Annotated in this window: 27 protein-coding genes, 1 tRNA gene and 3 pseudogenes; 11 read left to right on the top strand and 20 right to left on the bottom strand. The window is 52.4% G+C overall.

Features of this window, described 5'->3' with window-relative positions; translation table 11 throughout:
- Positions 1-343: 343 nt before the first annotated feature.
- The 4 genes from ACQ86N_RS48675 to ACQ86N_RS48660 all read right to left on the bottom strand — a co-directional run bounded on the left by ACQ86N_RS48675 (position 344) and on the right by ACQ86N_RS48660 (position 1,496).
- Positions 344-655: an SMR family transporter gene (locus tag ACQ86N_RS48675; RefSeq protein WP_431213370.1), complete on the bottom strand. Its 312-nt coding sequence runs from the start codon at positions 653-655 to the stop codon at positions 344-346.
- A 346-nt stretch (positions 656-1,001) separates the two neighbouring features.
- Positions 1,002-1,196, bottom strand: coding sequence for a hypothetical protein (locus tag ACQ86N_RS48670; RefSeq protein WP_431218053.1), 195 nt, complete (start codon positions 1,194-1,196; stop codon positions 1,002-1,004).
- Entirely contained in the window at positions 1,130-1,309 is a 180-nt protein-coding gene (locus tag ACQ86N_RS48665) for a DNA polymerase ligase N-terminal domain-containing protein (RefSeq protein WP_431213369.1), read from the bottom strand. Before ACQ86N_RS48665 ends, ACQ86N_RS48670 begins: the two co-directional genes overlap by 67 nt.
- Positions 1,293-1,496 carry a hypothetical protein gene (locus ACQ86N_RS48660; protein WP_431213368.1) on the bottom strand — a complete coding sequence of 68 codons (204 nt, stop codon included), beginning with the start codon at positions 1,494-1,496 and terminating at the stop codon, positions 1,293-1,295. The genes ACQ86N_RS48665 and ACQ86N_RS48660 overlap by 17 nt, the downstream gene beginning before the upstream one ends.
- A 735-nt stretch (positions 1,497-2,231) precedes the next feature.
- Here ACQ86N_RS48660 and ACQ86N_RS48655 point away from each other — a divergent pair.
- Entirely contained in the window at positions 2,232-2,573 is a 342-nt protein-coding gene (locus tag ACQ86N_RS48655) for a hypothetical protein (protein WP_431213367.1), read from the top strand.
- A gap of 476 nt (positions 2,574-3,049) precedes the next feature.
- Here the strand turns inward: ACQ86N_RS48655 and ACQ86N_RS48650 are convergent.
- Together ACQ86N_RS48650 and ACQ86N_RS48645 are read right to left on the bottom strand one after the other, a co-directional pair.
- A pseudogene (locus ACQ86N_RS48650) lies at positions 3,050-3,330 on the bottom strand (DUF7710 domain-containing protein).
- A 378-nt stretch (positions 3,331-3,708) separates the two neighbouring features.
- Positions 3,709-4,254, bottom strand: coding sequence for an RHS repeat-associated core domain-containing protein (locus tag ACQ86N_RS48645; protein ID WP_431217913.1), 546 nt, complete (start codon positions 4,252-4,254; stop codon positions 3,709-3,711).
- Positions 4,255-4,576: 322 nt separating this feature from the next.
- On the opposite strand from ACQ86N_RS48645, the gene ACQ86N_RS48640 reads away from it, so the two are divergent.
- A complete protein-coding gene (locus ACQ86N_RS48640) occupies positions 4,577-5,155 on the top strand; it encodes an IS110 family transposase (protein ID WP_431213366.1) in 579 nt (192 codons plus the stop codon).
- A gap of 319 nt (positions 5,156-5,474) precedes the next feature.
- Complete coding sequence (locus tag ACQ86N_RS48635; protein WP_431217912.1) at positions 5,475-5,873, top strand: transposase; 399 nt, start codon at positions 5,475-5,477, stop codon at positions 5,871-5,873.
- Between the two features lie 793 nt (positions 5,874-6,666).
- Here ACQ86N_RS48635 and ACQ86N_RS48630 read toward each other — a convergent pair.
- From ACQ86N_RS48630 to ACQ86N_RS48600, 7 genes are all read right to left on the bottom strand, one after another.
- Positions 6,667-7,173, bottom strand: coding sequence for a phage integrase SAM-like domain-containing protein (locus ACQ86N_RS48630; RefSeq protein ID WP_431213365.1), 507 nt, complete (start codon positions 7,171-7,173; stop codon positions 6,667-6,669).
- A gap of 31 nt (positions 7,174-7,204) precedes the next feature.
- A complete protein-coding gene (locus ACQ86N_RS48625) occupies positions 7,205-7,645 on the bottom strand; it encodes an Arm DNA-binding domain-containing protein (RefSeq protein ID WP_431213364.1) in 441 nt (146 codons plus the stop codon).
- A 246-nt stretch (positions 7,646-7,891) separates the two neighbouring features.
- Positions 7,892-7,978, bottom strand: a tRNA-Ser gene (locus ACQ86N_RS48620).
- 101 nt (positions 7,979-8,079) lie between these two features.
- On the bottom strand, positions 8,080-8,847 hold the full coding sequence (locus tag ACQ86N_RS48615) for a TatD family hydrolase (RefSeq protein ID WP_431213363.1): 768 nt from the start codon (positions 8,845-8,847) through the stop codon (positions 8,080-8,082).
- A 630-nt stretch (positions 8,848-9,477) separates the two neighbouring features.
- The gene (locus ACQ86N_RS48610; protein ID WP_431213362.1) at positions 9,478-10,101 is read right to left on the bottom strand and encodes a polysaccharide deacetylase family protein; all 624 of its coding nucleotides are present in this window, start codon (positions 10,099-10,101) and stop codon (positions 9,478-9,480) included.
- Positions 10,102-10,145: 44 nt separating this feature from the next.
- Positions 10,146-10,868, bottom strand: a complete 723-nt coding sequence (locus ACQ86N_RS48605; protein WP_431213361.1) for an ARPP-1 family domain-containing protein — start codon at positions 10,866-10,868, stop codon at positions 10,146-10,148.
- Positions 10,869-10,891: 23 nt separating this feature from the next.
- Complete coding sequence (locus ACQ86N_RS48600; RefSeq protein WP_431213360.1) at positions 10,892-11,074, bottom strand: hypothetical protein; 183 nt, start codon at positions 11,072-11,074, stop codon at positions 10,892-10,894.
- Positions 11,075-11,123: 49 nt separating this feature from the next.
- Between ACQ86N_RS48600 and ACQ86N_RS48595 the strand changes: the two are divergent.
- From ACQ86N_RS48595 to ACQ86N_RS48575, 5 genes and pseudogenes are all read left to right on the top strand, one after another.
- Positions 11,124-11,231: pseudogene (locus tag ACQ86N_RS48595) on the top strand (glutamate--tRNA ligase family protein); the annotation flags it as partial.
- Positions 11,227-12,819 (top strand): glutamate--tRNA ligase, encoded by a 1,593-nt coding sequence (locus ACQ86N_RS48590; RefSeq protein ID WP_431217911.1) that lies wholly within the window; start codon positions 11,227-11,229, stop codon positions 12,817-12,819. The pseudogene ACQ86N_RS48595 and the gene ACQ86N_RS48590, both read left to right, overlap by 5 nt.
- A gap of 105 nt (positions 12,820-12,924) precedes the next feature.
- Positions 12,925-13,533 (top strand): cobalamin B12-binding domain-containing protein, encoded by a 609-nt coding sequence (locus ACQ86N_RS48585; protein ID WP_431213359.1) that lies wholly within the window; start codon positions 12,925-12,927, stop codon positions 13,531-13,533.
- 52 nt (positions 13,534-13,585) lie between these two features.
- Positions 13,586-13,750 (top strand): annotated as a pseudogene (locus ACQ86N_RS48580) (enoyl-CoA hydratase/isomerase family protein); the annotation flags it as partial.
- Positions 13,751-13,853: 103 nt separating this feature from the next.
- A complete protein-coding gene (locus ACQ86N_RS48575; RefSeq protein ID WP_431213358.1) occupies positions 13,854-14,447 on the top strand; it encodes an enoyl-CoA hydratase-related protein in 594 nt (197 codons plus the stop codon).
- A gap of 73 nt (positions 14,448-14,520) precedes the next feature.
- Here the strand turns inward: ACQ86N_RS48575 and ACQ86N_RS48570 are convergent, their stop codons facing one another.
- From ACQ86N_RS48570 to ACQ86N_RS48560, 3 genes are all read right to left on the bottom strand, one after another.
- Positions 14,521-15,180 (bottom strand): hypothetical protein, encoded by a 660-nt coding sequence (locus ACQ86N_RS48570; RefSeq protein ID WP_431213357.1) that lies wholly within the window; start codon positions 15,178-15,180, stop codon positions 14,521-14,523.
- Positions 15,177-15,707 carry an RNA polymerase sigma factor gene (locus tag ACQ86N_RS48565; RefSeq protein ID WP_431213356.1) on the bottom strand — a complete coding sequence of 177 codons (531 nt, stop codon included), beginning with the start codon at positions 15,705-15,707 and terminating at the stop codon, positions 15,177-15,179. Before ACQ86N_RS48565 ends, ACQ86N_RS48570 begins: the two co-directional genes overlap by 4 nt.
- 229 nt (positions 15,708-15,936) lie before the next feature.
- Positions 15,937-16,431, bottom strand: a complete 495-nt coding sequence (locus tag ACQ86N_RS48560) for a hypothetical protein (RefSeq protein ID WP_431213355.1) — start codon at positions 16,429-16,431, stop codon at positions 15,937-15,939.
- 10 nt (positions 16,432-16,441) lie between these two features.
- Here ACQ86N_RS48560 and ACQ86N_RS48555 point away from each other — a divergent pair, with 10 nt between their 5' ends.
- On the top strand, positions 16,442-16,645 hold the full coding sequence (locus ACQ86N_RS48555) for a hypothetical protein (protein WP_431213354.1): 204 nt from the start codon (positions 16,442-16,444) through the stop codon (positions 16,643-16,645).
- Positions 16,646-16,968: 323 nt separating this feature from the next.
- On the opposite strand, the gene ACQ86N_RS48550 is transcribed toward ACQ86N_RS48555, so the two are convergent.
- The gene (locus tag ACQ86N_RS48550) at positions 16,969-18,120 is read right to left on the bottom strand and encodes a M16 family metallopeptidase (RefSeq protein ID WP_431217910.1); all 1,152 of its coding nucleotides are present in this window, start codon (positions 18,118-18,120) and stop codon (positions 16,969-16,971) included.
- On the bottom strand, positions 18,104-19,879 hold the full coding sequence (locus tag ACQ86N_RS48545) for a M16 family metallopeptidase (protein ID WP_431213353.1): 1,776 nt from the start codon (positions 19,877-19,879) through the stop codon (positions 18,104-18,106). The genes ACQ86N_RS48550 and ACQ86N_RS48545 overlap by 17 nt, the downstream gene beginning before the upstream one ends.
- 133 nt (positions 19,880-20,012) lie before the next feature.
- On the opposite strand from ACQ86N_RS48545, the gene ACQ86N_RS48540 reads away from it, so the two are divergent.
- Positions 20,013-20,186: a hypothetical protein gene (locus tag ACQ86N_RS48540; RefSeq protein WP_431213352.1), complete on the top strand. Its 174-nt coding sequence runs from the start codon at positions 20,013-20,015 to the stop codon at positions 20,184-20,186.
- 20 nt (positions 20,187-20,206) lie between these two features.
- A complete protein-coding gene (gene fumC, locus ACQ86N_RS48535; RefSeq protein WP_431213351.1) occupies positions 20,207-21,409 on the top strand; it encodes a class II fumarate hydratase in 1,203 nt (400 codons plus the stop codon).
- A 51-nt stretch (positions 21,410-21,460) separates the two neighbouring features.
- On the opposite strand, the gene ACQ86N_RS48530 is transcribed toward fumC, so the two are convergent.
- On the bottom strand, positions 21,461-21,841 hold the full coding sequence (locus tag ACQ86N_RS48530; protein WP_431213350.1) for a SnoaL-like domain-containing protein: 381 nt from the start codon (positions 21,839-21,841) through the stop codon (positions 21,461-21,463).
- A gap of 163 nt (positions 21,842-22,004) precedes the next feature.
- On the bottom strand, positions 22,005-23,267 hold the full coding sequence (locus ACQ86N_RS48525; protein WP_431213349.1) for a C10 family peptidase: 1,263 nt from the start codon (positions 23,265-23,267) through the stop codon (positions 22,005-22,007).
- Between the last annotated feature and the right edge of the window lie 117 nt (positions 23,268-23,384).

Here is a 23,384-nt window from a genome sequence, read left to right as displayed (position 1 = left end):
ACTGAAAGGCTACATTGCGGCAGTAAAAAATTCCGCAATAAATATCGAATTTCGACATCAGATCTCTCTGAGGCAATTTTGAGATACTCGTCTCTAATTCGATCGCTCGGAAAACAACGGGCAGGTGACGTTTTTCTCTAATTCCTGCCGAATTACAAACGGAATCCACTGATTCAATGAAAAGTCAGCACAATGAGTTACCTCCGATTTTAGTCGGTAAAGTGGGCTAGCCATGAGAAAGACACATTAAATTTAAAGGATGAAACGGGGGATAAACGAAACATCATGTACAATACGCAAATGATAAAGCCTTAACTATTGAGCCAGGCAACTCAACCCCGCGTCATAAAATAAATCCCCCCAGCGCCAACCCTATCCCCACCAAATTCACCGGCGTAATATGCTCCTTATTCAACATCCACATAAAAACCAAGTTAAACAAGCAGGTCCCCGCAGCCAGAATTGGATACGCCGTCGAGAGATTCCAGGATCTGAGCGCCTGAGTAAAACAATAGGTAGATACTGCCCCGAGCCCCAATCCGAAAAGGAACAACAATATCCAGCGAACATCCTTCGGAACACCGCTGATTTGCTTGAATACCAGGTACCCGGCGACGTTGAATATGATAGCGAAAGGCAGGTCAATGTATTTCATGGCAGAATGGTAAGGTTTAAAGCTTCATAACCTCCCATTGATCCGGAGCTGGCGAACCAACGGCCACCCCCATCCCAACCGAGAAGTCTGCGAACGAAGATATACTAGATTTCGCACCAGCGCAAACACCGACAATCGATTGTCCCACAATATCCTACATCAAATAACAGCAACCCTTGCCCGCTCAAATCTGTGCCCCGCTGGCCTATACCGGATGGTTACGTTCCATTGGGAACTGCGATTGCTTTGCCATTTTCGGGCTTTTTTTTCGCTAGCCATGGTCTCTACAGTCTTATGGGAAATGACCGATTTGTCTTTTAGTGTAATGTCCGTTGTTGTTGCATGCTCATCTTTTTTGTTTGATCAGCAGCCAGGCGTTGTCCCCGCGGGCGGGTGCTTTTACGAGGGCAAATGCTCCTTTGAGCTTGTGCCCATGGAGGCGGAACGTCAGTGAGCCTTTGAAGAAGTCACGGGTCAGGATATGTTCCTGGTCTTTTTTGTCCTTGCGGGTTCCGTCGGCTCGTATGTACCCTCGTCCCAAACGATGACAGTGCCGCCTCCGTATTGGCCCTTGGGTATGATTCCTTCGAAATCCTTATAGTCATAAGGATGGTCTTCGACCAGCATGGCCAGGTGTTTAATAGCGGGATCCATAGATGGACCTTTCGGCACCGCCCAACTTTTCAAAACCCCTTTGGAGTTCCAGCCGGAAGTCGTAGTGAAGGTGGGAGGCGGCGTGTTTTTGAACGACGAACCGGAGTTTTGCACCGGCAGGGGAACCGCCGGTCGGTTCGGGGGTTTTGCTGAACGATCGTTTTTGCTTGTATTGGGTTAAGGCCATTCGTCCAAAAATTTTGATATAGTTCTGGAGATGTTGAAGTATCAGATGTGTCTTTGCCGAATAAAATCAGAGACAGGATCGCCTTCGACGGGATGTTCCAATACTTCCTGGAAGTGTGCATTAAAATCAGCTAGCGCCTGCTCCACTGTATCGCCACAGCCGAAGATGCCGCGCTGGGGGTCTGGGCCCAGGACGCAGCAGACGGCGTCGCCGTCTTTGTAAACCAATGGATGGGTCTGGCGGACGGATGGCGGCATCGATTCAGAATCAAAGTCTATTGGTATGACTTCGGAAGTCGGCGGGTTGCATTTGTTCCATAGGGTTGTCTATGCAACAGTTATACCCACCCAACAGCGCGGTGGGCTAGGCGCGTTTGGCTCGATTCCGGAGTGAGCCGACGCCAAGGTGTAGCGGTCACGAGAAAAGGCGAGTAATACCTACCACAACGAGAGAAAGTGATGAGCCCTTGAAATAAGATTAATAGACAAATCCGAACCGCTAGACGAGAACAGACTTGACCAGGCAAGAAGTCCCCATCTGGAAAAATCACACCTTTGCCCCAAAGTATCATGCTCTCGAATGAGACCGGGATCTTTTCCTTATTTAAGTCTATTCCGGCTATTATTATAATGATCTGAAAGAACTTCTGAAAAACTTAATTTAAAAAGGGCCACAAGCGCGGCCGCTACTTTCGGAACGCCCGCTACAAAAACGATCATCTCGCTATCGTCCCCTATGGAAATTCAAGAACACCCGGCCTCTCATTCAAAAGTATATGAAGTAAGGACATTAAGGACCCTCGCTTATTTCGTCGTGAGCTGTTCATCATCGACCAGTGCCTATAGTCGTAGCCTCAAACGCATCGCCAAGCAGCTCAATTGGACACGGAACGTCTTCAACAAAATGGCCCGCCAAACCAATCCCCAGCTGTATATTCGATTCGGCGCCACAAGATCCATCCTTGCGAAAATGCCGGGACAGGAAAAGGAGGAATCTGACAGTCACTATTTTGAAGTCAATGTGCAGGAAATTATCGAGGGCACAAAACACATCGATTTTGATCGGTTTGACATTTGATGTGCAACGCACATGGCATCCCAATTACTTTGCGACTGCAATTGAACAAAGCACGTCTGCAAGTGTCGGCTCTCCTGAACATTCGCAACCGCGCGCGCCTGACGAGTGGGTCGGGAATTATCTCCAGCAAGCTCGGGGAGGGTACCACCGTACGGTGATGATGCTATAAGAATGATCATTGCAAACCCCCTCTACGTCCGGCTTCGTTTCTGAAGAGGAAAGGGCGAAATGCAGTAATTACAGCTACTGCAAGAAAACTGGTGGTAATCATCTGGAATATGGCAACGAAGACTCAAGACTACCTGCGGCCGACTACGCAACTGCTCTAAGACTGACGAAAACTTGCTCAGGTCAATAACATTGAATCGTGATTGTTCAGGCTAAATCTATTCGAGGATGAGATGATAGAAATCTTTCAAAAGACTTCGTTCCTATCAACTTAGATTCTAATTGTACAGAAAAAAACATTCTAAAAGTTAGTCAAGTTCTCCGTTCTCAAAATGATAATGTTCCTGGCTAGCAGAACTAAACCTTTGAATAAACTCTGATTGAGTTTCAGATTCCTTTTTACCGAAAAGAAATCATTATTTATAGCCCACTCATAAATACCCTGGTCCAAAGGATACAAGGTAAGAACTCCAGAGAGAGAATGTTTTTTAATCCAATTCTGTGCACTTTCCTTTTCACTAAATACTCCACTAGGAAACCTTCCGTTAGCGCCGACAAAAACCCAAACGCTTTTAATATTTTTATCCATTTATTAAAATTACTTGTTATTATATTTGAACCACTTCATAATTTGCTTTATACTCTTTCTGATTTCTGCTTTATTGGCATCAATTACAGCTTGCTGAGCGCTTGTCAATTCCGGGTTGCCCTTTAAAAGGATTTCCATTTTGTCCAATTCTCGTTTCGGCTCCTCCTCCTTTTACATGCAAATGTGCAGGACCATGATCACCACTTTTAGTATAATGTACTATTTCTACCTCTCCCTCTTTTACTATGGTTTTTCCTGGTAATTTTGGTTCAGTTATTTTTCCCCCAAGCTTTGTAGCAGTTTTTCTCTACAATATTTACAGCCGTCTGTTCTCCTTCTTTGACAAGAACCTTTTCTCCTATTTTAGCAATTGCGCCTTCAATTTTTCCACCAGGTATAAGCGCAATAGCTGCTTCGACGGCGAGACGTTGATCTCGACTTGTTCTCCGAAAAATCACTTTCAACACTTTTGCCCGTTACAGTTTCTACAAATGGAGTCGCCGGATTAACATAAGTATTAGCTATTCTCGCATCATAAACAGCAGTATTATAAAGACCTGTTCCAAAATTCTTTACTGTATTCCATATCTCCTTACAACAAGTAGTACCTTCATCACCGTTTGGGTCATTATACCGAATAGGGTCATTATTCATGGCACTATACGGAGATACGCTTTCGTAATCCTGATCTGTTTTAGGATCAGCCTGCCACCATCTTCCCAATTGCGGGTCCAAGCTCCTCAAAGGTGTCTCATATATCTCAAGACCGCTTCCATCACTAAACTCCTTATTTTGTAGTTCCGACCCCTTGTTGTATCTGTACTTATTCTCAGCGTAATTTGACTTAAGCGCTTTATCACTAATCCCCGCCATCGTCAGCCCAAACGGGTAATAATGATTCTCCTCTGTCATCGGCCCGGTCATGTGCTGCACACTCAGGTTATCAAAGAACCTAACAATTGGCGTGACCCCATTGATTTGGGGTGACAACCCCTATCGCCTACCTTCGAGATGCTTCAGAAGAAACCTTGATGTGAATAGCACTTACGAAGTCCTTCAAAGAACCCGGTTGGAATGTATTATACCCTCTTGAAGGGTATTTGTTGATTTCAATGGTGACTCCATTATTATATGGAGATCCCGAACAGAAAAGTCTTACACAAATATACATTCCACTGGAGCCTTTTCATTAACTAAACTTTAAAAATGAAAGAAAGAGAGATTCCCATGCAAATCGTGCATCCGAATGCAGCTGGCATTGACATTGGCTCAAAAAACCCATTGGGTGGCTGTGGATCAAAATCTCGGAAATGTCAGAGAATTCGGAGTCTACACGAAGGATCACCAACGGATGATCAACTATTTGAAGTCCCACCAGATTACTTCAATTGCAATGGAAAGCACTGGCAGCTACTGGCAGACCCTTTTCCATGCTCTTCAAAAAGCAGGATTTGAAGTGATCCTCGTCCAGGGAAATCAAACCAGAAATGTTCAAGGAAAGAAAACAGACATTCTGGACTGCATGTGGATTCAGAAATTGCACGCTCTTGGCCTGCTTAGTTCAAGTTTTTTGCTTAGCGATTATCTCCAGACCCTTCGAACCCACTATAGTCACAGAGAGCATTTGGTTGAGCAAACGGCCATGTACATAAACAAAATGCAGAAGGCCCTACGACTTATGAATATTCGGCTTGATGTCGCAATAAGAGATCTTGCCGGAAAGTCCGGCAGGGCAATACTTGACGCGATCCTTGCTGGCCATCGGGATCCCAATTATCTGGCGTCTTTGGCCCACTTCCGGGTCAAAAAAGCCCTGAAGAAATAGCCGCTGCCTTGCACGGGAATTGGCGCGAAGATCTATTATTCGAGCTTCGATCTTGCCTGGACCTTTTATCGATGCTTACAAAGGAAATTTTGGTCTGCGACCAAAAAATCGAAAGCCATTATGACGGCCTACGTTCCCGAGGCCTGAAGATCTGACCTTGGAAAACAAAGTCCCCGAAAAACCTGTTCGCAAACAGGTAAACAGAAATTCTCCCTCGTTTAACGTGAGGCAATTTGGCATTTACTTACGCACCTGGAAAACCGATTTATTTCAAATCCCAGGCGTTAGTCACTCAACTGTACTTTGCTTGCTCTGCAATATGGGCAATGATATTAGGCGGTTTTCTTCCGCCAAACGATTTGCCAGTTGGCTTCGCCTGGTTCCCAATAACAAACAGAGTGGCGGTCGGATAATTAGCAGCAAAACCCCAAAAGGCAAGAACGCCATCGCCCTGGCACTTCGCCAGGCCGCCAACAGCATAGGAAATCAAAGAGCATCCGCTCACTCCTTTCTTCAAACGGATTGCCTACCGGAAAGGACGGAACGCAGCAATTACCGCCACGTTGCCAGAAAACTCGCACTTATCATCTGGAATATGATAACGAAGACTCAGGATTATCTGCAGCCGAATACCCAATTGCTCTACGACAGACGGAAACTTGCCCAGGTAAATAATATTAAGTCCCGGTTATTTAGGCTAAATCTCTCCAGAAACTGAAATGATGGAATTGTTCCAAAAGACTTCATTTCCATCAACTTAAATTTTGGTTGTACAGCAAAAAAGCTAACAAAGCTGGAAACGGACGAATTCGAGCGGTTGCTTAGCTAAGCTACTAAAGTAAGCTACTCGATAGCAATGTAGCTGAAGCCTACTTGAAGTTGATTGGCTACAGCAAGAAGCCCTTTTTTTCTATGATCATAATATTATCTTTTTTTACCATAGATATTGCACCAGGTTAATGACATGCTGAAACCACCCTGTTACTTTACTCCCATAAAGATATCACCGTTAATTACCGTGCCATTCTGAACAAAGGTGGTTAATGGCATCAGCGATCATGGCTGCAGTAGCGGATACGGGTAGAGTAAGGTCAAGAGGCAAGAACGACTGCGTGTCATTTTGTGCAAATTTTATCAGATAAGCCAGGAAATCTGTTGCATAACTTTTTCGATATGTACGCAATCGCGTTAACCTGGCCACCCGTTAAAACCCCATTTTGAGCTTAACTAAACGACATGGGTTATTCCCATGTAAAGTTTAATTATTAGCATTTTACTTCGTCACCTGTCGCGAATCTCGCAATCTCGCCATATCCCGGCTAATCTTCAAATCAACCACCTTCGCATATTGCTGCGTTGTCTTTAAATTTTTATGTCCAAGTAATTTCGAAACCGTCTCGATCGGTACCCCATTTGCCAGGGTAATGGTGGTCGCAAAGGTGATGCCTGGCCAAATGGCACGTCAATTTTTTCTATCTCACAAAGGTCTGCGATCTCTTTTAAATAGTCGTTCATCTTTTGATTGCTAAGGACAGGTAGCACTCTGTCCTGGTTGATGCAAATCGGGTTATCCTTATATTTATCCAAAATGGCAATTGCTTCAGGCAAGAGGGGACCCGGGATTCAGTATCCGTCTTTTCACGACGAGTGAAAATCCAATCCGTGCCGTCAATGCCTTTTGCAATCTCAGCAAGCCGCAACTTTTTTAAGTCGGCATAGGCAAGCCCAGTGTAGCAGCTAAACAGGAATATATCCCGCACCTTTTGCACGCGTTCGCTTTGAAAATTTTTGCTCCTTATCCGTTCTAATTCTTCCTCGGTGAGCGCTGTTCTTTTCACTTCACGTACTGCCAATTTAAAACCGTCAAAAGGATCTTTCGAAATCCAGCCATTTCGAACGCAACGCCTTACTATCTTTTTAAAATTAGCCAGATATTTCATCGTAGCGTTGTGGTCACAGTGTCGGACGGTCTTTAGCCAGAACTCATAGTTCTCAATAAACTCATAATTTATCTTCATAATGTCCATATCCGGAACATTATACTTCCACTTACAGGAATGACCTGGTATGCCTAAGGGATGTTTCATATCGCCAAAGAGTACCCAAAGCAAATTCCTTCCCCACAAGCGCCTTCATCTTGTCGTTATGCTCCTGAAATATCTTAAGAATAAAACGCTGTCCGCTGTCAATCCCCAACAGCCGATTTTTAAGACTTGCTGCAGTTATTTCCTTTTCCTCTCGTAAAAGCACATCGTGCGCCTCATGAACTTCCTTCGCCATATTCTTGAGATACGCATTTATGGCCCGTACCTCCTCTGACGTTCCAGACACTTTTTGCCCGTCGGCATTCCAGCTAGTAGGATCGATGGATTGTTTCGTCGAAAGCTCAAATTGGTCGCTACCAACGCTTACCTTCAAATAGATGGGAGCCTTGCCTGATTGAATTTTGCTTTTTCGCAATTGAAATAATAGACTGATTCTCGTTTTCATGATCAATCAATTTGATGATTAAATGTAATTCGAGCAATCCAGACTCATGTGCTCGTAATTTGGACACATGACTGGTTATCAGTTCTTTGTGGGAATTTCGATGACCTATTTGAAGATGGACGCCAGGTCATCAATAGGTCATTACAACCTTGAGCAGAAATGAACGATTTGACTAATCCGGTCAAAAAAATAAGCGCTATAAATCAGCATTTATAGCGCTTTGATCAGTCTTGATGACCTTGCTTGCGGAGAGTAAGAGATTCGAACTCTTGATACCCTTTCGAGTATACACACTTTCCAGGCGTGCTCCTTCAACCACTCGGACAACTCTCCGGTTAAAATCAGATCCCGCTTGGGGCGGGGCCTCGCTGTTCGGGGGCGCGGCGTGGGCTGAACCCTCCCTTACAGGGGCTGCAAAGCTACAAAATGTGGGCTTATGATCCGAATATTTTTTGGGCATTTTTGGTGGTGGCGGAGGCGATCTCTTCGACGGTTACGCCCTTGACCTCGGCGAGTTTGTGGGCTATGTATTTGAGGTAGCTGGATTCGTTGCGCTTGCCGCGGAAGGGGACGGGGCTGAGATAGGGGGCGTCGGTCTCGAGGACCAGCCACTCGAGGGGAATATCGCGGATGGCTTCGGGAAGGCCCGAGTTCTTGTAGGTGAGGACGCCGCCGATACCGAGGTAGAAGCCGAGGTCGACTATCTGGCGTGCCGCCGCGGCGTCGCCGCTGAAGCAGTGGAATATGCCGCGCAGCTGGCCCTTTTGGTGTTCGCGGACCACGCCGATGCTCTGGTCCATTGATTCGCGGGAGTGGATGACGATGGGTATATTATAATGAAGAGCCCATTCGGTCTGACGGTGGAAGGCCTCGTATTGCTGGGCCTCGAAGCTGCGGTCCCAGTAGAAATCCAGACCGATCTCCCCAACGGCGACCCAGGGACGGCGGGAAAGCTCGTTCTCCACGAATTTGAGCTCGTCGGCGAAGTTTTCCTTCACGTTACAGGGATGGAGTCCGGTCATGCCGATGCATTTCCCGGGGTAGCGGGCCTCGAGGGCGAGCAGCGCTTGGTGACATTCGCTGTCGATGGCAGGCAGATAAAACTTCACAACTCCTTCATTTTCAGCGCGTGCAATCACGTTTTCGATGTCCTGGGAGAAGGATTTGCTATATAGATGTGTATGCGTGTCGATCAATTCCATAGAGGATCTCAGTCTTATTTTGGACGCAAATATCCCCAAAACCCCTGATTTGGCCATGATTTGCCCATAAGATGGGTGGGGTTAAGTGGCACGGGGGGTGATGATTTTGCGGCGAAAATTCAAGCAAACCCTTAACAGACCTGATATATGAACAAATAGCTTAATGAGACCGCGGGGGTTTGAAACCATGGGGCCGGGGGCCTAAAAGCCGTCAGGCGCGGCATTTTCAGAAGAATCGTCAGTCCGGACTGACTAAATTACTTTGCATAAATGAAAAAAAGATTTACCTTTAAACCAGTTTTCATAGGGTACGGATTAAAAACGGGCCAGGGTGTCTACCCAGGCCCAATTTTATTTTGAGGAGATACGAGATTCCGGACCCCAAATTTTCCTTCCAACTACCCGATCGGTTAACGTGAACCCTCACTCCATTTGTCCCAAATTGGGCATGATTCCGAAAATCGAATTTTTTACTTTCAGATGCATCGTTTACAAAAAATTGTGTGGAGTTGTAGACTTTGTTTGAAGTAAGTGCCTGTGTGAACCGAGGGATGCGGAGGAGTATGAGAGTGGTGTGAACCGCGTGAACCGCGGTAGTAGTGTGAACCGCGCGTGAACCGCGTGAACACTTTAATGTATCGCATCAAACCTGAATCCCTTCCCCGCAAAATACTCCAGCACCAGCGGCAGCGCGCCTTTCAATCTGTCGTACGCCTTCTCACTATCATGAAACACAACGATCGATCCCGGCCCAGCGTGACGCGTCACATTGCGCGCGCACTGCTCTGCATTCAGCGACAGGTCGAAGTCTCCGCTGAGCACGTCCCACATCACTATCCTGTAATTGAACGGCGCGCCGCGCAGCAACCGCGACTGCAGCGCACCAATGCGGCCATACGGCGGACGAAAAAGGTCAGAGTCGATATACTGCGCGGCCTCGCGGACATTCGCCATATAACGGTCATCCGCAACCTTCCATCCATTGAGATGATTCTGCGTGTGATTACCCACTCGATGTCCCTCCATCAGGATCTGCCGGTATGTCTGCGGATACTCGTTGACGTTCTTACCGATACAAAAAAATGTAGCGCGTGCCCCGTATTTTTTCAACTGCCCGAGTATAAATGGAGTAATTTCGGGATGTGGCCCGTCGTCAAAACTGAGGTAGACCTTCTTCTCCTCCCACGGCATCTGCCAGACAAGACCGGGATACAGCCGCTTCAGCCACCAGGGCGTTTTTACAAGGTAGAACATGGCACAATTTACAGAACTTGCGCCAGTCCAACGGCGGGCGCTCTCTACTTATAAGTGTTCACGTGCATCACCCGCCCGCCCTGACGGAAGATCATCCCCTTGTCCTTGACAAAGGCCTCCTGGCCGGGCTCGTTGGTCAGCAGCCGGTCCATATAACGATGGATGGGTTCATCTTTCATCGCCACCGGCGCGCCCGACTGCATCGCCTGGTCGATATATCCACGCAGCAGCGGCTCAGCCTGTCCGTAAAAAAGATTGGTGCCGTCGAAAATATCGCTGCCGATGATCTTCTCGCCCGATATCGCCACAAACCCCACGACATTGCTGTCCGTCCGCGCGAGCCGTTGTTTGAAATAGTTGAAATAGTCGTCCCCCGCCGCCACGTATTTCTTATCCTGGAACCTCGACATATAGGCAAGACTGTTATTCTTAATATGGCCGGCCTGCAGCTGCCGGTCGACCTCCAGCCACAACACCGCCTGATTGTGCGCCGAGTCCAGCGTCCTGCGCAGGTCTGGGTTTGCAAAACTTCCGTAGCCAAACTTCTTCTCCTTGTCGCTCCACCGCCCCTCCTCCACACACATCACGGGAACGTACTGGTCCTTCGCGGAGGGATTCAGTATCGTATCCGACACGATCATGCGGTCCTGCCGCCCCCCGGCGATGATCTCCCCTCCCGCGATATAGACGGGTTTGTCCGACTTCGTATTGAACCGCAGCCAGTGCACATTCTCAAAAGATGTCGAGCCCCGCTCGCTAACCGTCACCAGCCCCCGCGCCAGCGCCTGGTTCAGGGGGACCGCTTCGATGCCGCCGGGTACCCCTCCCCCGCCTTCCGCCGGATCGGGATGATCTTAAGGTTCTTGTAGGTCCACGCGCTGTCGTAGTCGACGAGAAGGGTCTCATACGTCAACTGGGCCGAGGCGCCTGCAAAGGAGCACAGCAGTACCGAGGCGAGCCAAAATTTCTTCACGATGGGGAAGTTGATTCAGTGAGTAACGTCAGGATCAGGGGATTAGTGTATGGGTGGAAATCTTACCTTTGTCAGCATGAGTAAAGTCCGAGTCCGGTTTGCGCCGAGCCCCACCGGGGGCCTCCACCTGGGAGGCGTACGCACAGTCCTCTATAACTACCTGTTCGCGCGCCAGCACGGCGGCGATTTCGTCCTCCGTATCGAAGACACCGACCAGGGGACGCTATGTCGCCGGCGCAGAAGAATATATCATCGACTCGCTGAAATGGGCCGGTCTGGAGCCCGACGAAGGCCCGCACAAGGAGGGGAAATACGGCCCCTACCGCCAGAGCCAGCGGAAAGCGCTCGGGATCTATGCCAAATACGCGCAGCAGCTGGTAGATGCCGGCCACGCATACTACGCTTTTGACACGCCGGAAGAACTGGAGACGATGCGCGAAAAGTTCAAGACCGCCGAGAACCCCTCTCCCCAGTACAACCATACGCTCCGCCACCGGATGCGCAACAGCCTGCACCTGGACCAGGACGAGACCAGGCGCCTGCTGGAAACCGGCACGCCCTATGTCATTCGTATCAAAATAGACCCGGGACAGACCATACAATTCACGGATATGATCCGCGGCGAAGTGACCTTCAGCACCGACGGCGTCGACGACAAGGTCCTGCTCAAGGCGGACGGTATGCCCACCTATCACCTCGCCGTTGTGGTCGACGATCACCTGATGGAGATCAGCCACGCCTTCCGCGGCGAAGAATGGCTGCCGAGTGCGCCCGTCCACATCCTGCTGTGGCGCTACCTCTTCGGCGAGAACAAAATGCCGCACTGGGCGCACCTTCCGCTGATCCTCAAACCGGACGGCAATGGCAAGCTGAGCAAGCGGGATGGAGACCGGCTGGGATTCCCCGTTTTTGCGATGAACTGGACGGACCCGCGTACGGGGGAGCCGGCGACGGGGTTCCGCGAGACCGGATTTCTTCCCGACGCTTTTGTCAACCTGCTCGCGATGCTGGGCTGGAATGACGGGACGGGCGAGGAGATCTTCTCGCTCGAAGACCTGATCCGCCGCTTCTCGATGGACCGGGTCCACAAGGGCGGAGCCAAATTCGACTACGAAAAAGCCAAATGGTTCAACCACGAATGGATCAAACGCCTCCCGGCTACGGCCTATAGCAGTCAGGTACTGGAACTTTTTGAGAAAGCCGGGATTGCCGTCCCGCCTGCGGACCTGATCCCGGTTGAGGAAGGCCCCAGCATCAACCCCGTACTGGCCGTTAGTTCGGCAATCGATCCCACGGGGATCCCCGGGCTGGACGTGATCCCGCCGGACCTGAGCCTCGAGCCGCCGGCGAGAAATCGATTTGAGCAAATCCTCGATCTTGTGAAGGAGCGGTGTACGGTGCTGCCCGACTTCGTCCATCAGGCGGGATTCTTCTTCCAGGCGCCCGTGACCATTGACGTGGACGCCGTCAGGCCGAAGTGGAACGCGGCCAAACAGCAGTTCTTTGTCGAGCTGATCCGGCAGTTGCACCTGGCGAAGGACTGGGAGGCCCACGCGCTGGAAACTAATTTTAAGGAAATGGCCGCCGCTGCCACGATCAAGCCCGGCGACCTGCTGATGCCGCTGCGGGTAATGCTCGTCGGGGCGAAGTTTGGGCCGGGAGTGTTTGATATTATGGTTCTTCTCGGAAGAGAGGAAACGCAGAGGAGGATTGAGCACGCTCTGGGCCTGCTGGGGACTGTGTGAACCGGGGAACCCGGGGACGTGAACCGCGGAACAGGGGACGGATAGCGTGAACCGAACGTGAACCACCAGGGGAGTTTTCGTATTTTTGAACCTCAAACAGATTGCATGCACATAGACAACTCATCGGGAGGCGGCAACTCAGGGGACCGGAGCCATTCGTCGGGCAACACCGAGGACCGGAGCCACTCGTCGGGCAACACGGCGGACCGGAACCATTCCGCCGGCCAGACCGGATCCGCGGGTAACCCAAACCACCCAGCGGTCCAGACCGGGTCCGCAGGCAACCCAAACCATTCGGCCGGCGGCGTGAACCGCCCCATCCGGGTGCTGGTAGCCAAGGTTGGACTCGACGGCCATGACCGCGGCGCCAGGGTCATCGCCACCGCCCTTCGGGACTCGGGTATGGAAGTCATCTATACCGGTCTCCGCCAAACGCCGGAAATGGTCGTCGGCGCGGCCCTGCAGGAAGACGTAGACGCCATCGGGATCAGTATCCTCAGCGGAGCGCATATGACCGTTTTTCCGCGCATCATCCAGCTGATGAAGGAAAGGAATATGGACGACGTACTTCTCACCGGCGGCGGCATCATCCCCGACGAAGACCGCCGGCAGCTGCAGGAACTCGGTGTCGGCGAACTCTTTCCGCCCGGCACCTCCACTGCCGACATCGCCAACTATATCCGCCAGTGGGTGGCCACAAACAGAGATTTTTAGATCGCGCCGGCCGGGGCAGGCACACGAACAAAGATTTTTAAAATATCTTATTATGTTTAAAACCTTACTCACCGATCTCAGCGACAATATCTTCACGATCACCATCAACCGCCCGGACAAGCTGAACGCCATCAACAAGGACGTCATGCACGAGCTCGGCCTGGCCGTCGACGAGGTGTATTCCAACAAAGAGATCCGCAGCGCCATCATCACCGGCGCGGGTCAGCGTGCCTTCGTCGCGGGCGCCGATATCTCCGAATTCCAGGGGACTGACCAGGGAAGAGGGGCAGGCCCTCTCCGCCAAAGGCCACAACATCTTTATGCGCATCGCCTCCTGCCCCAAACCCATCGCGGCGGCCATCCACGGCTTCGCGCTCGGCGGCGGCTGCGAACTCGCCATGGCCTGCCATTTCCGCCTCTGCAGCCCGGACGCCAAATTCGGTCAGCCCGAAGTCAACCTCGGACTCATCCCCGGCTACGGCGGGACCCAGCGCCTCACCCAGCTGGTCGGCCGCGGCCGCGCCATCGAGATCATGCTCAGCGCACGAATGGTCGAAGCGACCGAAGCCCATCTCATGGGTCTCGTCAACTATATCGTCGAAGAACCCAACGAATTGCTCACAAAGACCCGCGAGCTGCTGTCCATCATCAACGAAAAAGCTCCCATCGCTATCGCCCGTATCATCGAGCTGGCCAATATCGCCGCCGGTGACGGCCAGGGAGCCAACGGCATAAGCAACGACGACAACCGGGAAGTCGATCCCTTCGGCGGCGAGGGACCCGACGGCGGCACCCTGGGTAACGGCTTTGCCCGCGAACAGGAAGCCTTCGGCGAATGTTTCGCCACCGACGACATGAAAGAAGGATCCTCGGCGTTCCTCGCCAAGCGTAAGCCCAAATTCACGGGTAAATAAAGTTCAGCGAGGGGGATTGCCCGGCAGTGGGGATTGCGCAGCCGTGGGGATTGCCCAGCGGCGGGGAATGATCTCAGGGTCGCGCGGGGGTTTCGTCCCTGCGATACTCCTCTACCTCCTTTATAAAGGCACGCGCTCGGGCGATCGACTTGCCGCCTTCATTATCCACCATCTTCTTAACCCACCCACCCGCGGCATTCCTGACGGTGATCCGGCGGTAGAGCCATATCGCGACAGCGGCGAGCAGGATCGTCACAACGGCTTCGATCACCCAATAACGGGTGGCCGTGGCGGCCGGCAGCACGCGGGGGACAAAGAGAAAGGGCCAAACCGGCGCCTGGAGAAAGGACACCCGCAGCGTGCGGACGATGATCGCCTCCAGACCGGCCAGCTGCTTCTGGGTGTCGAGGATATTCTTGCTCATATTGATGCTCACCATCAGCAGGAACTGCATGAAATATCCGGCGACCGCAAACGACATAAAGCCGATGATCAGGCCCGCCGCCACCACAAAGACGGGGTTGTCGTGAAAATGCCATAACAGCGATCCGAGAACGACGTTGCAGCCGATACCGAGACCTACGACCATCAGCTTGAAAGCGATCTGCCATCCAAACGATACGCGCACTTTCCGGTGCTGGATGGATTCGAGCAGTTGCTGATTGACGCGCAGCGAGCGCTGTAATTTTTCATCGTATTGTTTCCATAATTGCTGGAATTCGTCAGAGCTCATAAAAATAAGTTTTTGGAACGTTCAAATTGTTGTTTTAGCCGCCCCTTGATACGACTGAGCTTTGTCGCCACGTTGGTCTCGGTGATGCCCAGGATCTCGGCGATCTCGCGATACGGCCGCTCTTCGAGATAGAGGATCATGAGGGCCTTGTCCAGTTCGCCCAGACCGGCAATGAACTGCTGAAGCAGATCGATCTTTTGCTCCAGTTCTTCGGCCGGCCCGGTGCCGGGGTCCTCCAGTTCCATCAGCTGGATCTCGCCTCCCAGGGCGTAGCGGACACCTGACTTTGTCTGTTTGCGGTAAAATGAAATGGCGACGTTCAGTGCAATGCGGTACATCCAGGTTGACAATTTAAAATTTGGATCAAACTGTTCACCCGAACGCCATAGCTGATAGATCATTTCCTGCATCAGGTCCTCATGGTCTTCCTTATTGCGGCAATAAGAATGACAGATCTTGTACAAGATCCCCTTGTTGTCCCTGATCAGTTGCAGGAAGGCTGTCTGTCTGTCGTTTGGGCTGCTCATCTAGTATCATTATTCGCACGAACAGCCCAAAAATCACAAAATTTGAAGAAAAAATGGGGAAAATCGATGGCCCGGGGTCCCCGGTGCCGCTCACGGGGCGGGGCCAGGGTTGGCTCACAGGTTGGTCCCGCGTCCCCGGGGCCACGGCGCCCTATGCCGCGCCTACAGCGCCGCTATCTTCACATTCGACACCAAAAAATGGGAAGGATCGAAGAAATCGGCCCCCATCTTAAACGTGCTGTAAGTGCGGTCGCCCTCGAACGCGTGATTGATGTCGAGAGGTCTTTTCCTGGTTGATATAGACCAGCAACCGCTCGCCCTGCTTGCGGAAGGCAAAATGGTTGACCTTACCACCCTCATTATAGGCCCTGCTGCTGACATTGGTGTTCAGGTTCTTGCCCTTGCTCTCGACATAGGCGCTGCCGTGGTTGTAGAGGCGGAACTGCAGATAGGGATTGTTGGGGAATACACTGAAGTTGCCGTTGAGCGCGTCTTCGAAGTCGATAAAAAGCGTATGGCTGTTGTTGATGTTCGCCAGAATGAGGTCGAACTCTACCGTAAAGTCTTTTGGCAATCCACCCTTCAGCTTTGGAATATACATACCGTTGTTGGTGATGGAGAACCAATTGCCGGGATACTGCTGCAGGGTGACCACCTGTCCGCTGGCGTCGGTGAGCCATTTGGCGGGGAACTTACCGCCGACCGTGGAGTCGAACTGATCCATAAAAAGGACCGTGCTGCCCGGCGTGAAATCGTATACCGAATTGATCGTGATATTGGTATTACCGTCAGGTGCAGCAGCAGGTTTCGCCGTGGCCGTGTCGGGCTTGTTCTTGTTCTTCTTTTTGAACAGGCTGCCGACTTTATTGATCGTATTGGTCGCCTTGTCGACGTTGTCGCTCGTCTTGTCGATGGCGTTCTGTGCAAAGGGTGAATAGGGGCAACTGCAGCAGCAATGCGGCTGCGAAGAGGACGGAGAAGGTCTTGCGCATAGGTGTTAAGTTTAGCCCGCCAAAGGTAGGAGGAAATTTCATTCATCGGGCGCGGCACCGGCACAGTTTTAGGGTTTTTTGTATATTACCCAAAGACCCCAAATCCTATGATCATGCCTGTTATGTTGCCAACGTCGAACACGACGGTCCGAAAGGAGGTACGGCCGCGGGCAAAATAAAAAGGGGCCGGCGCATGGCCGGCCCCTCTGAACAACGCAACAGCGTCTAGTATCCAAATATATCTTCCAGGCTCAGCGATTTGACGTCGCCTACTTTTTGAGGTCGTCCTGTTTGATCTTTTTCTCGGAAGCGACTACGCAGTAGGTGTAGGCCTTGCCGGAGACCTGCTGCTGGTGGAAGCCTTTTACGTCGGCCATCGTCAATTTGTCGAGGGCCTCGTATTCGTCCTTGCGGTCGTCGTAGTCCAGCCCTTTTTGTTTGGCCGCGAGATAGGCGAAGATGATACCGTCCTGCGTATAGCGCTCGGTCTCGATATCTTTCTTCTGGCTGGTCCGGGCCAGCGTGAATGCCTGCTGGGATTCGGGCAGGGTGGTGAGCAACTCGTTCATCCCGCCGATGGCATCGTTCATCTTGTCGGCCTGACAACCTATATACGCCAATATATAGAAGGGGTCTTCCTTCTTCGCCGGCGTGCCGTAGGTCGCGAAGGTAGAATAGGCCAGGGCCTTCGACTCGCGCAGCGTCTGAAATACGATAGAACCCATACCACCGCCGAAGTAGTTGTCGAACACGTCTACGATCGGCTCTTTTGTTACGTCATAGGGCGCCGCGTTGCGAATCCAGCAGATCTCGCTCTGCACCATATCGTAGTTGGCGAACAGCACCTGGTTGGCCGTCTGCTGGGTGAAGGGGAAGCGGCTCTTCTCCGGATAGGAAGCAAATGCAGCAGGCAGCGGGTGCAGCTTTGTGATATCCGTCGTAAAAGCGTCCTGCGAAAGAGGACCGTAGTAGATGATCGTATGCGAGTAGTCCAGCAGAGAATGGAGGATCTTGACGAGGTCTTCGGCCTTCAGGCTGGCGATCTCTTCGTTGGTCAGGCCCGAGTTGAAGGGGTTCTTCGAACCGTACCGCGCATAGCTGATCAGGCCCTGCATGATCGCCTGCTTGTTGAGCTTGCTGTTCGCGCGGGATTTCATCAGCCTGTCCTTGAGGCCGGCCAGCGCCGCCGTATCGGGAAGACAGTTGTGGAGTACGTCCTCGAACATCGTAACGGCGCGGTCGAAATTCTCCTGGAGACCCGTGATCGAGACGGTGGTCACCTCGTTGGTGGCGTTCACGTTGAAGTTGCAGGCGATATTGTAGAATGCCTTGCTGATCTCGTCGGTGGAATGCTGGGCCGTGCCGAGGAACTGGAGGTACTGTGCGGCCAGGGGCAGCAGCTTGTTATTCCAGCTGCCCATATCGAGCCGGTAGTAGAGGTGGAACAGTTCGTTGTCCTTGTTGGGGACATAGAGCACTTCGGCAATGCCCGCCTTCGCATGTGCGATGCCCGACTTGAAGTCCAGCCACTGGGGGCTGACAGGAGCGACGCTCATCGCGGCGATCTTCTGTACAAAAAGGAGACTGTTTGCCTGCGTTGGTCTCGACGGGTGTGATGGCGGGCTTGTCGACCTTTACGATATTCTTGTCTTCGCCCTTGCGTTTGTAGATGAGGACGTAGTTGTTGCCCAGGTATTTGTTGGCGACAGCGACCAGCTCTTTCTTGCTGATGGTAGCCTGCTCGTCGAGCTCGGCGACGTCCTTGTCGAGCTGCGCGGCGCGGTGCTGGATAAAGCTGGTCATGAGGGAGCCGACGCGGGCGTCGTTCTTTTCCAGACCTTCCAGTAAAGACAGCTTGCCGTTCGCAACAATGGCCTTGACCAGGCTCTCGTCAAAATCTCCTTTTTTCAGTTTGTCCACCTGCTGCATCAGGAGTTCGTCGACCTGCTCGAGCGTCTGGCCCTGCTTGGGCGTGCCCAAAACTATAAATACCCCATAGTCCTTGAACTGCTGGACACCGGCCTGAGAGCCCTGGACTTTTTGTTGCTTGTTCAGGTTGAGGTCGAGCAGACCGGCCTTGCCGTTGGAGAGGATGCTGGACAGGAGGTCCAGGGCGACGGCGTCGCGCGTATTGACGGCCGGAGTGCGGTAGGCAAAGCGCATGTTCTCCGCGCTGGGGCCAAAGACTTCTTTTGTTACGGGAGCAGTAAGATTCTTTTCCGGCGCCGGGTTGTAGAGCGCGACGGGGCGCGTCTGCATATAGGAGAAGGCGTGGGCGATCTTTGCGATCAGCTGGTCGGGGTCGAAGTCTCCGGCCATGATCACGGCCATATTGTTGGGCACATAATATTTGTGATAGTAGTCGCGGATCGCGTTCAGCGAGGGGCTCTTCAGATGCTCGACTGTTCCGATGGTCGTCTGCTGTCCGTAGTTGTGGGTCGGGAAGAGGCTGTTGAGCATCGCCTCGTTGACCTTATTCGGGTCGCTGTCGAGGGTCCTGTTCTTCTCTTCGTATACGGCCTCGAGCTCAGTGTGGAAGAGACGGAAGATCGGGTTGCGGAATCGTTCGGCCTGTACGAGGAGAAATTTGTCCATGGCGTTGGCGGGTATGTCCTCTTCATAGACCGTCTCCTCCACCGACGTATGGGCATTCGTCCCCTGCGAGCCGATGTCCGTCATCATCTTGTCGTATTCGTTGGCGATGGAATATTTCGAGGCGAGACCGGAAACGCTGTCGATGCGGTGATAGATGCGCTTGCGCTGCTCGGGGTCCTTTGCGATATTGTATTGTTCGTATAGGGCGTCTATCTGGTCGAGATAAGGCTTTTCCTTTGCCCAGTCGAGCGAGCCAAACTTGTCGGTACCCTTGAAGAGCAGGTGCTCGAGGTAGTGTGCAAGGCCGGTATGGTTACGGGGGTCGGTGTTGCTGCCTGCGCGGACCGCTATGCGAACGGCCACGCGGGGTTCCTTGTGATTGGCGCTGAGCAGGACGGTAAGACCGTTGGGCAGGGTATACACCCGGGTCTGCATGGGGTCATTGGTCACGTAGCGGTAGCTGTATCCGCCCGAGCTGGCTGTCTTCCAGACGTATTTGTCCTGGTAGCTCTGGTCCTGCGCCCGGAGGGCTACGGGCGCCGCGCTGACGACCAGAAGAAATAGAAAGAACCTGGTTAATGTCATGATGATCTTTTTTGTTATCCGACAAAAGAAGGCAATTTTCCCGATTGTTCATCGGCCGCTGGTCAAAACATTCCCCAAGAAAACCGATGGACTAATCGCCGCGGTGGACTAAATTTGGAAAATTTTTGATCACATGGAATATAGGATAGAAAAAGACACGATGGGGGAAGTAAAGGTCCCCGTTGACGCGTATTATGGCGCTCAGACTCAACGCAGTGTAGAGAATTTTCAAATCGCACAGGACATCAATAAGATGCCGAAGGAGATCATTCGCGCCTTTGCCTATCTGAAAAAGCCGCGGCTCTGACCAATCTGGAGGCCGGAACATTGCCAAAAGAAAAATCCGATCTTATCGGAACGGTTTGCGACGAGATCCTGAAAGGTCAGCTGGACGACTTTTTCCCGCTCGTTGTCTGGCAGACGGGCAGCGGCACCCAGAGCAATATGAATGTCAACGAGGTCATTGCGTACCGCGGACACGTATTAAAAGGCGGCAAGCTGACCGACAAGGAAAAGTTCCTCCACCCCAACGACGACGTCAACAAGTCCCAGTCTTCCAATGATACCTTCCCCACGGCTATGCATATCGCCGCCTACAAGATGCTGATGGAAAAAACCATCCCCGGGATCGAGGCGCTGCGTGATACGCTGGCGGAGAAGAGCAAAAAATTCATGAAGGTGGTCAAGATCGGCCGTACGCATTTTATGGACGCCACTCCACTGACCGTCGGACAGGAGTTCAGCGGCTATGTCAGCCAGCTCGACCACGGCCTCCGGGCTATAAAGAATACGCTCGCGCATCTCTCCGAGCTCGCACTGGGCGGAACCGCTGTGGGCACGGGGATCAACACGCCTGCCGGCTATTCCGAAAATGTCGCCAAACATATTGCGGACCTGACCGGTCTTCCTTTTGTGACTGCGGCCAACAAGTTCGAGGCGCTTGCCGCGCACGACGCGATCGTCGAAGCTCACGGCGCGTTAAAAACTGTTGCCGTTAGTCTGATGAAGATCGCCAACGATATCCGCATGCTTTCCAGCGGTCCCCGCAGCGGCATCGGCGAGTTGTTCATTCCCGACAACGAACCCGGATCGTCCATCATGCCGGGCAAGGTGAATCCCACGCAGTGCGAGGCGCTGACGATGATCGCCGCGCAGGTGCTGGGCAATGACGTTGCCATCAATATCGGCGGAGCGACGGGGCATTTCGAGCTGAATGTGTTCAAGCCGGTGATGATCTATAATTTTTTGCATAGCGCGAGGCTGATCGGCGATGGCTGCGTAAGTTTTAACGATCGGTGTGCGAAGGGCATCGAGCCAATAGAGGCGAATATCAGGAAGCACGTCGACAATTCGCTGATGCTGGTGACGGCGCTTAACACTAAGATCGGTTATTACAAGGCGGCCGAGATCGCGCAGAAGGCGCATAAGGAGGGAACGACTTTGAAGGAGATGGCCGTCAGGCTGGGGTATCTGAAACCGGAAGAGTTCGACGAGTGGGTGAAGCCCGAAGATATGGTAGGGAAGATATAAAAGAAAAGGACCGGTTAGCCCCGGTCCTTTTTCGTTACGCCCGTACGCGTATCACATGAAGAATTGCTCGGCAATGACCTTGCCATCCTTCGTCTGATAAACGCAAAGCTCGGTCATGGCCATGCGACCTTTTCCTTTCATGGTCACGTCCAAAAACATTGTCACTGCAAACGAGTTGGTGCCCACCACCGGCTGGCCTACTTTCAGCTCGTGGTATGCCTCAACCATGGAAGCCCATTTCGCTGATTTTTCCTTGATAGCTTCCAGCCCATGTGTTTCCTGCTGGAATTCGGGAGTAGCATAAGGCTCGATGCTCACGCAGTCTTCTGCGAAAAGCTCGTTCTGTGCACCCTCAAAATCACCCTTCTGGCAGAGTTCCACCAGGCGGTTGGCGATCTCTTGCGTCGACATGACGGTTGTTGCTGTTGACATAAAAAAGTGTTTCCTGTAAGCTATGAAAATTTTATGCCTTCCTGAAATTAAGTTTGCGTGAAGCCCCCGCGGGTTGCGGGGGCGGCCGTGATTTCGCGGGCCGTCGTGATTTCGCGGGCCGTCGTGATTTCGCGGGCCGTCGCGGTTGCGCGGCCCCCGCGGGTCAGGGATGGATATCCAGGATCACCTGGGGGCTCGTCATAAAGTCGTATCCATCCGGGTTCCAGGCGTAGTAGTTGTACCAGCCGATATAGTTGTTGGTTGTCCCTTCTTCTCCCCAGCCCCAGTTCATATGATAGTATTGCAGCTGATAGCTGATGGTACACTGGCCGCTGAGCATGCCCGCGATGGCGTATCCGTCCCCTACCCAGGCATGGCCGCCTTTGCCGTTGTTGTCGAAGCCGGTAAAGATGACGGGCTCGTTGTTGAAGCGGATATCGTTCTCGATCGTCGGGATAGCGTTGTCGTCGTAATTGACCAGATTGGCTGTTGAATATCCGAGGCTGTTGATAAAGGCCGTGGGGATGGCGGTGGCCAGAGCGCCGGAATTGGTCGGTCCATACTGCATGTTTACATATGTACCGGCATCGGCCATAAGGCTTTGCAGCGAGGCGCTGGTCGAACCCGACACCGCGGTCAGCGGCATCGATCCGTAGTCGTACCGGGCCGGGCTCCTGAAATAATAGGCTACCTGTGCGATCGCCGTGGCGACACAGCCCGTCAGGTCATGCCCGCAGGGGCCGTAGAAATCTCCGGGGCAGTTGGAATTATATCCGCAACCCTGTCCCCAGGCGGTGCTGATCTGTGTCCCATAATAAAAATAGGAGGTGTTGGGGGTACACTGGTCGGGCGGGACGTTGGCGGTGGTCTTGTTGCTGGCGGGCATGGTTGGCGGGCTGGTCAGCGGCTGGCCCGGCAGCAGATGGTTCCAGAGGGGAAGCAGGTCTTTGCCCACGGAATCCGGCTGCCTGCGGATATGGTCGATATACCCCTTCATACTTCTCATCCAGATCTGGACCCCGTCGGGAAAAGCCGTTCGGCCCCGGGCGCCGGTCTCCGCGTGGGCGAGGATGGGCATGGTCTTCAGGTCGGCCGAGATAAGGATGAAGCCGCCGTCGGAATAGTTGAAGGCGTAGTAGTCGGGATAGCCGTCTTTCCCATTGTAGGTGAATTCGTTCTCGATGGCCCTGGGTTTCAGGGCGGCCAGGTTCTCCGTCAGCCGCACGTCGACGCTGTCCTTTGGCCGCTGGGCCGCGATCTGCCTGGCCAGATTTAGGGGCACCAGCGAGAACCTCGCCGCGCCGGCGTTGACAACCGAAATGTTGTTGGGGTCGGCCTGCAGGGAAGCAGGCGTTTTTTTACAGGAAAACAAAATAGTGGCAATGGCGGCACATAGCATGCCGGATAAGAGGTAGCTCCGTTTCATAAGAATGAGTTTGATCGGTTTGAATATAGATGGGTCGGCTGCGGGGGTTATGCAGTATCGGTAGAAAGCCCGGTAATATCGGCGGAAGGCTCCGCGAAAGCGTGCGCGGCGCGTGTG

The organism is Puia sp. P3 (assembly GCF_050632245.1).
Taxonomy (GTDB): Bacteria; Bacteroidota; Bacteroidia; order Chitinophagales; family Chitinophagaceae; genus Puia.
The sequence above is the reverse complement of the archived record's forward strand: the minus strand, read 5'-3'. Positions and strand labels throughout refer to the sequence as shown.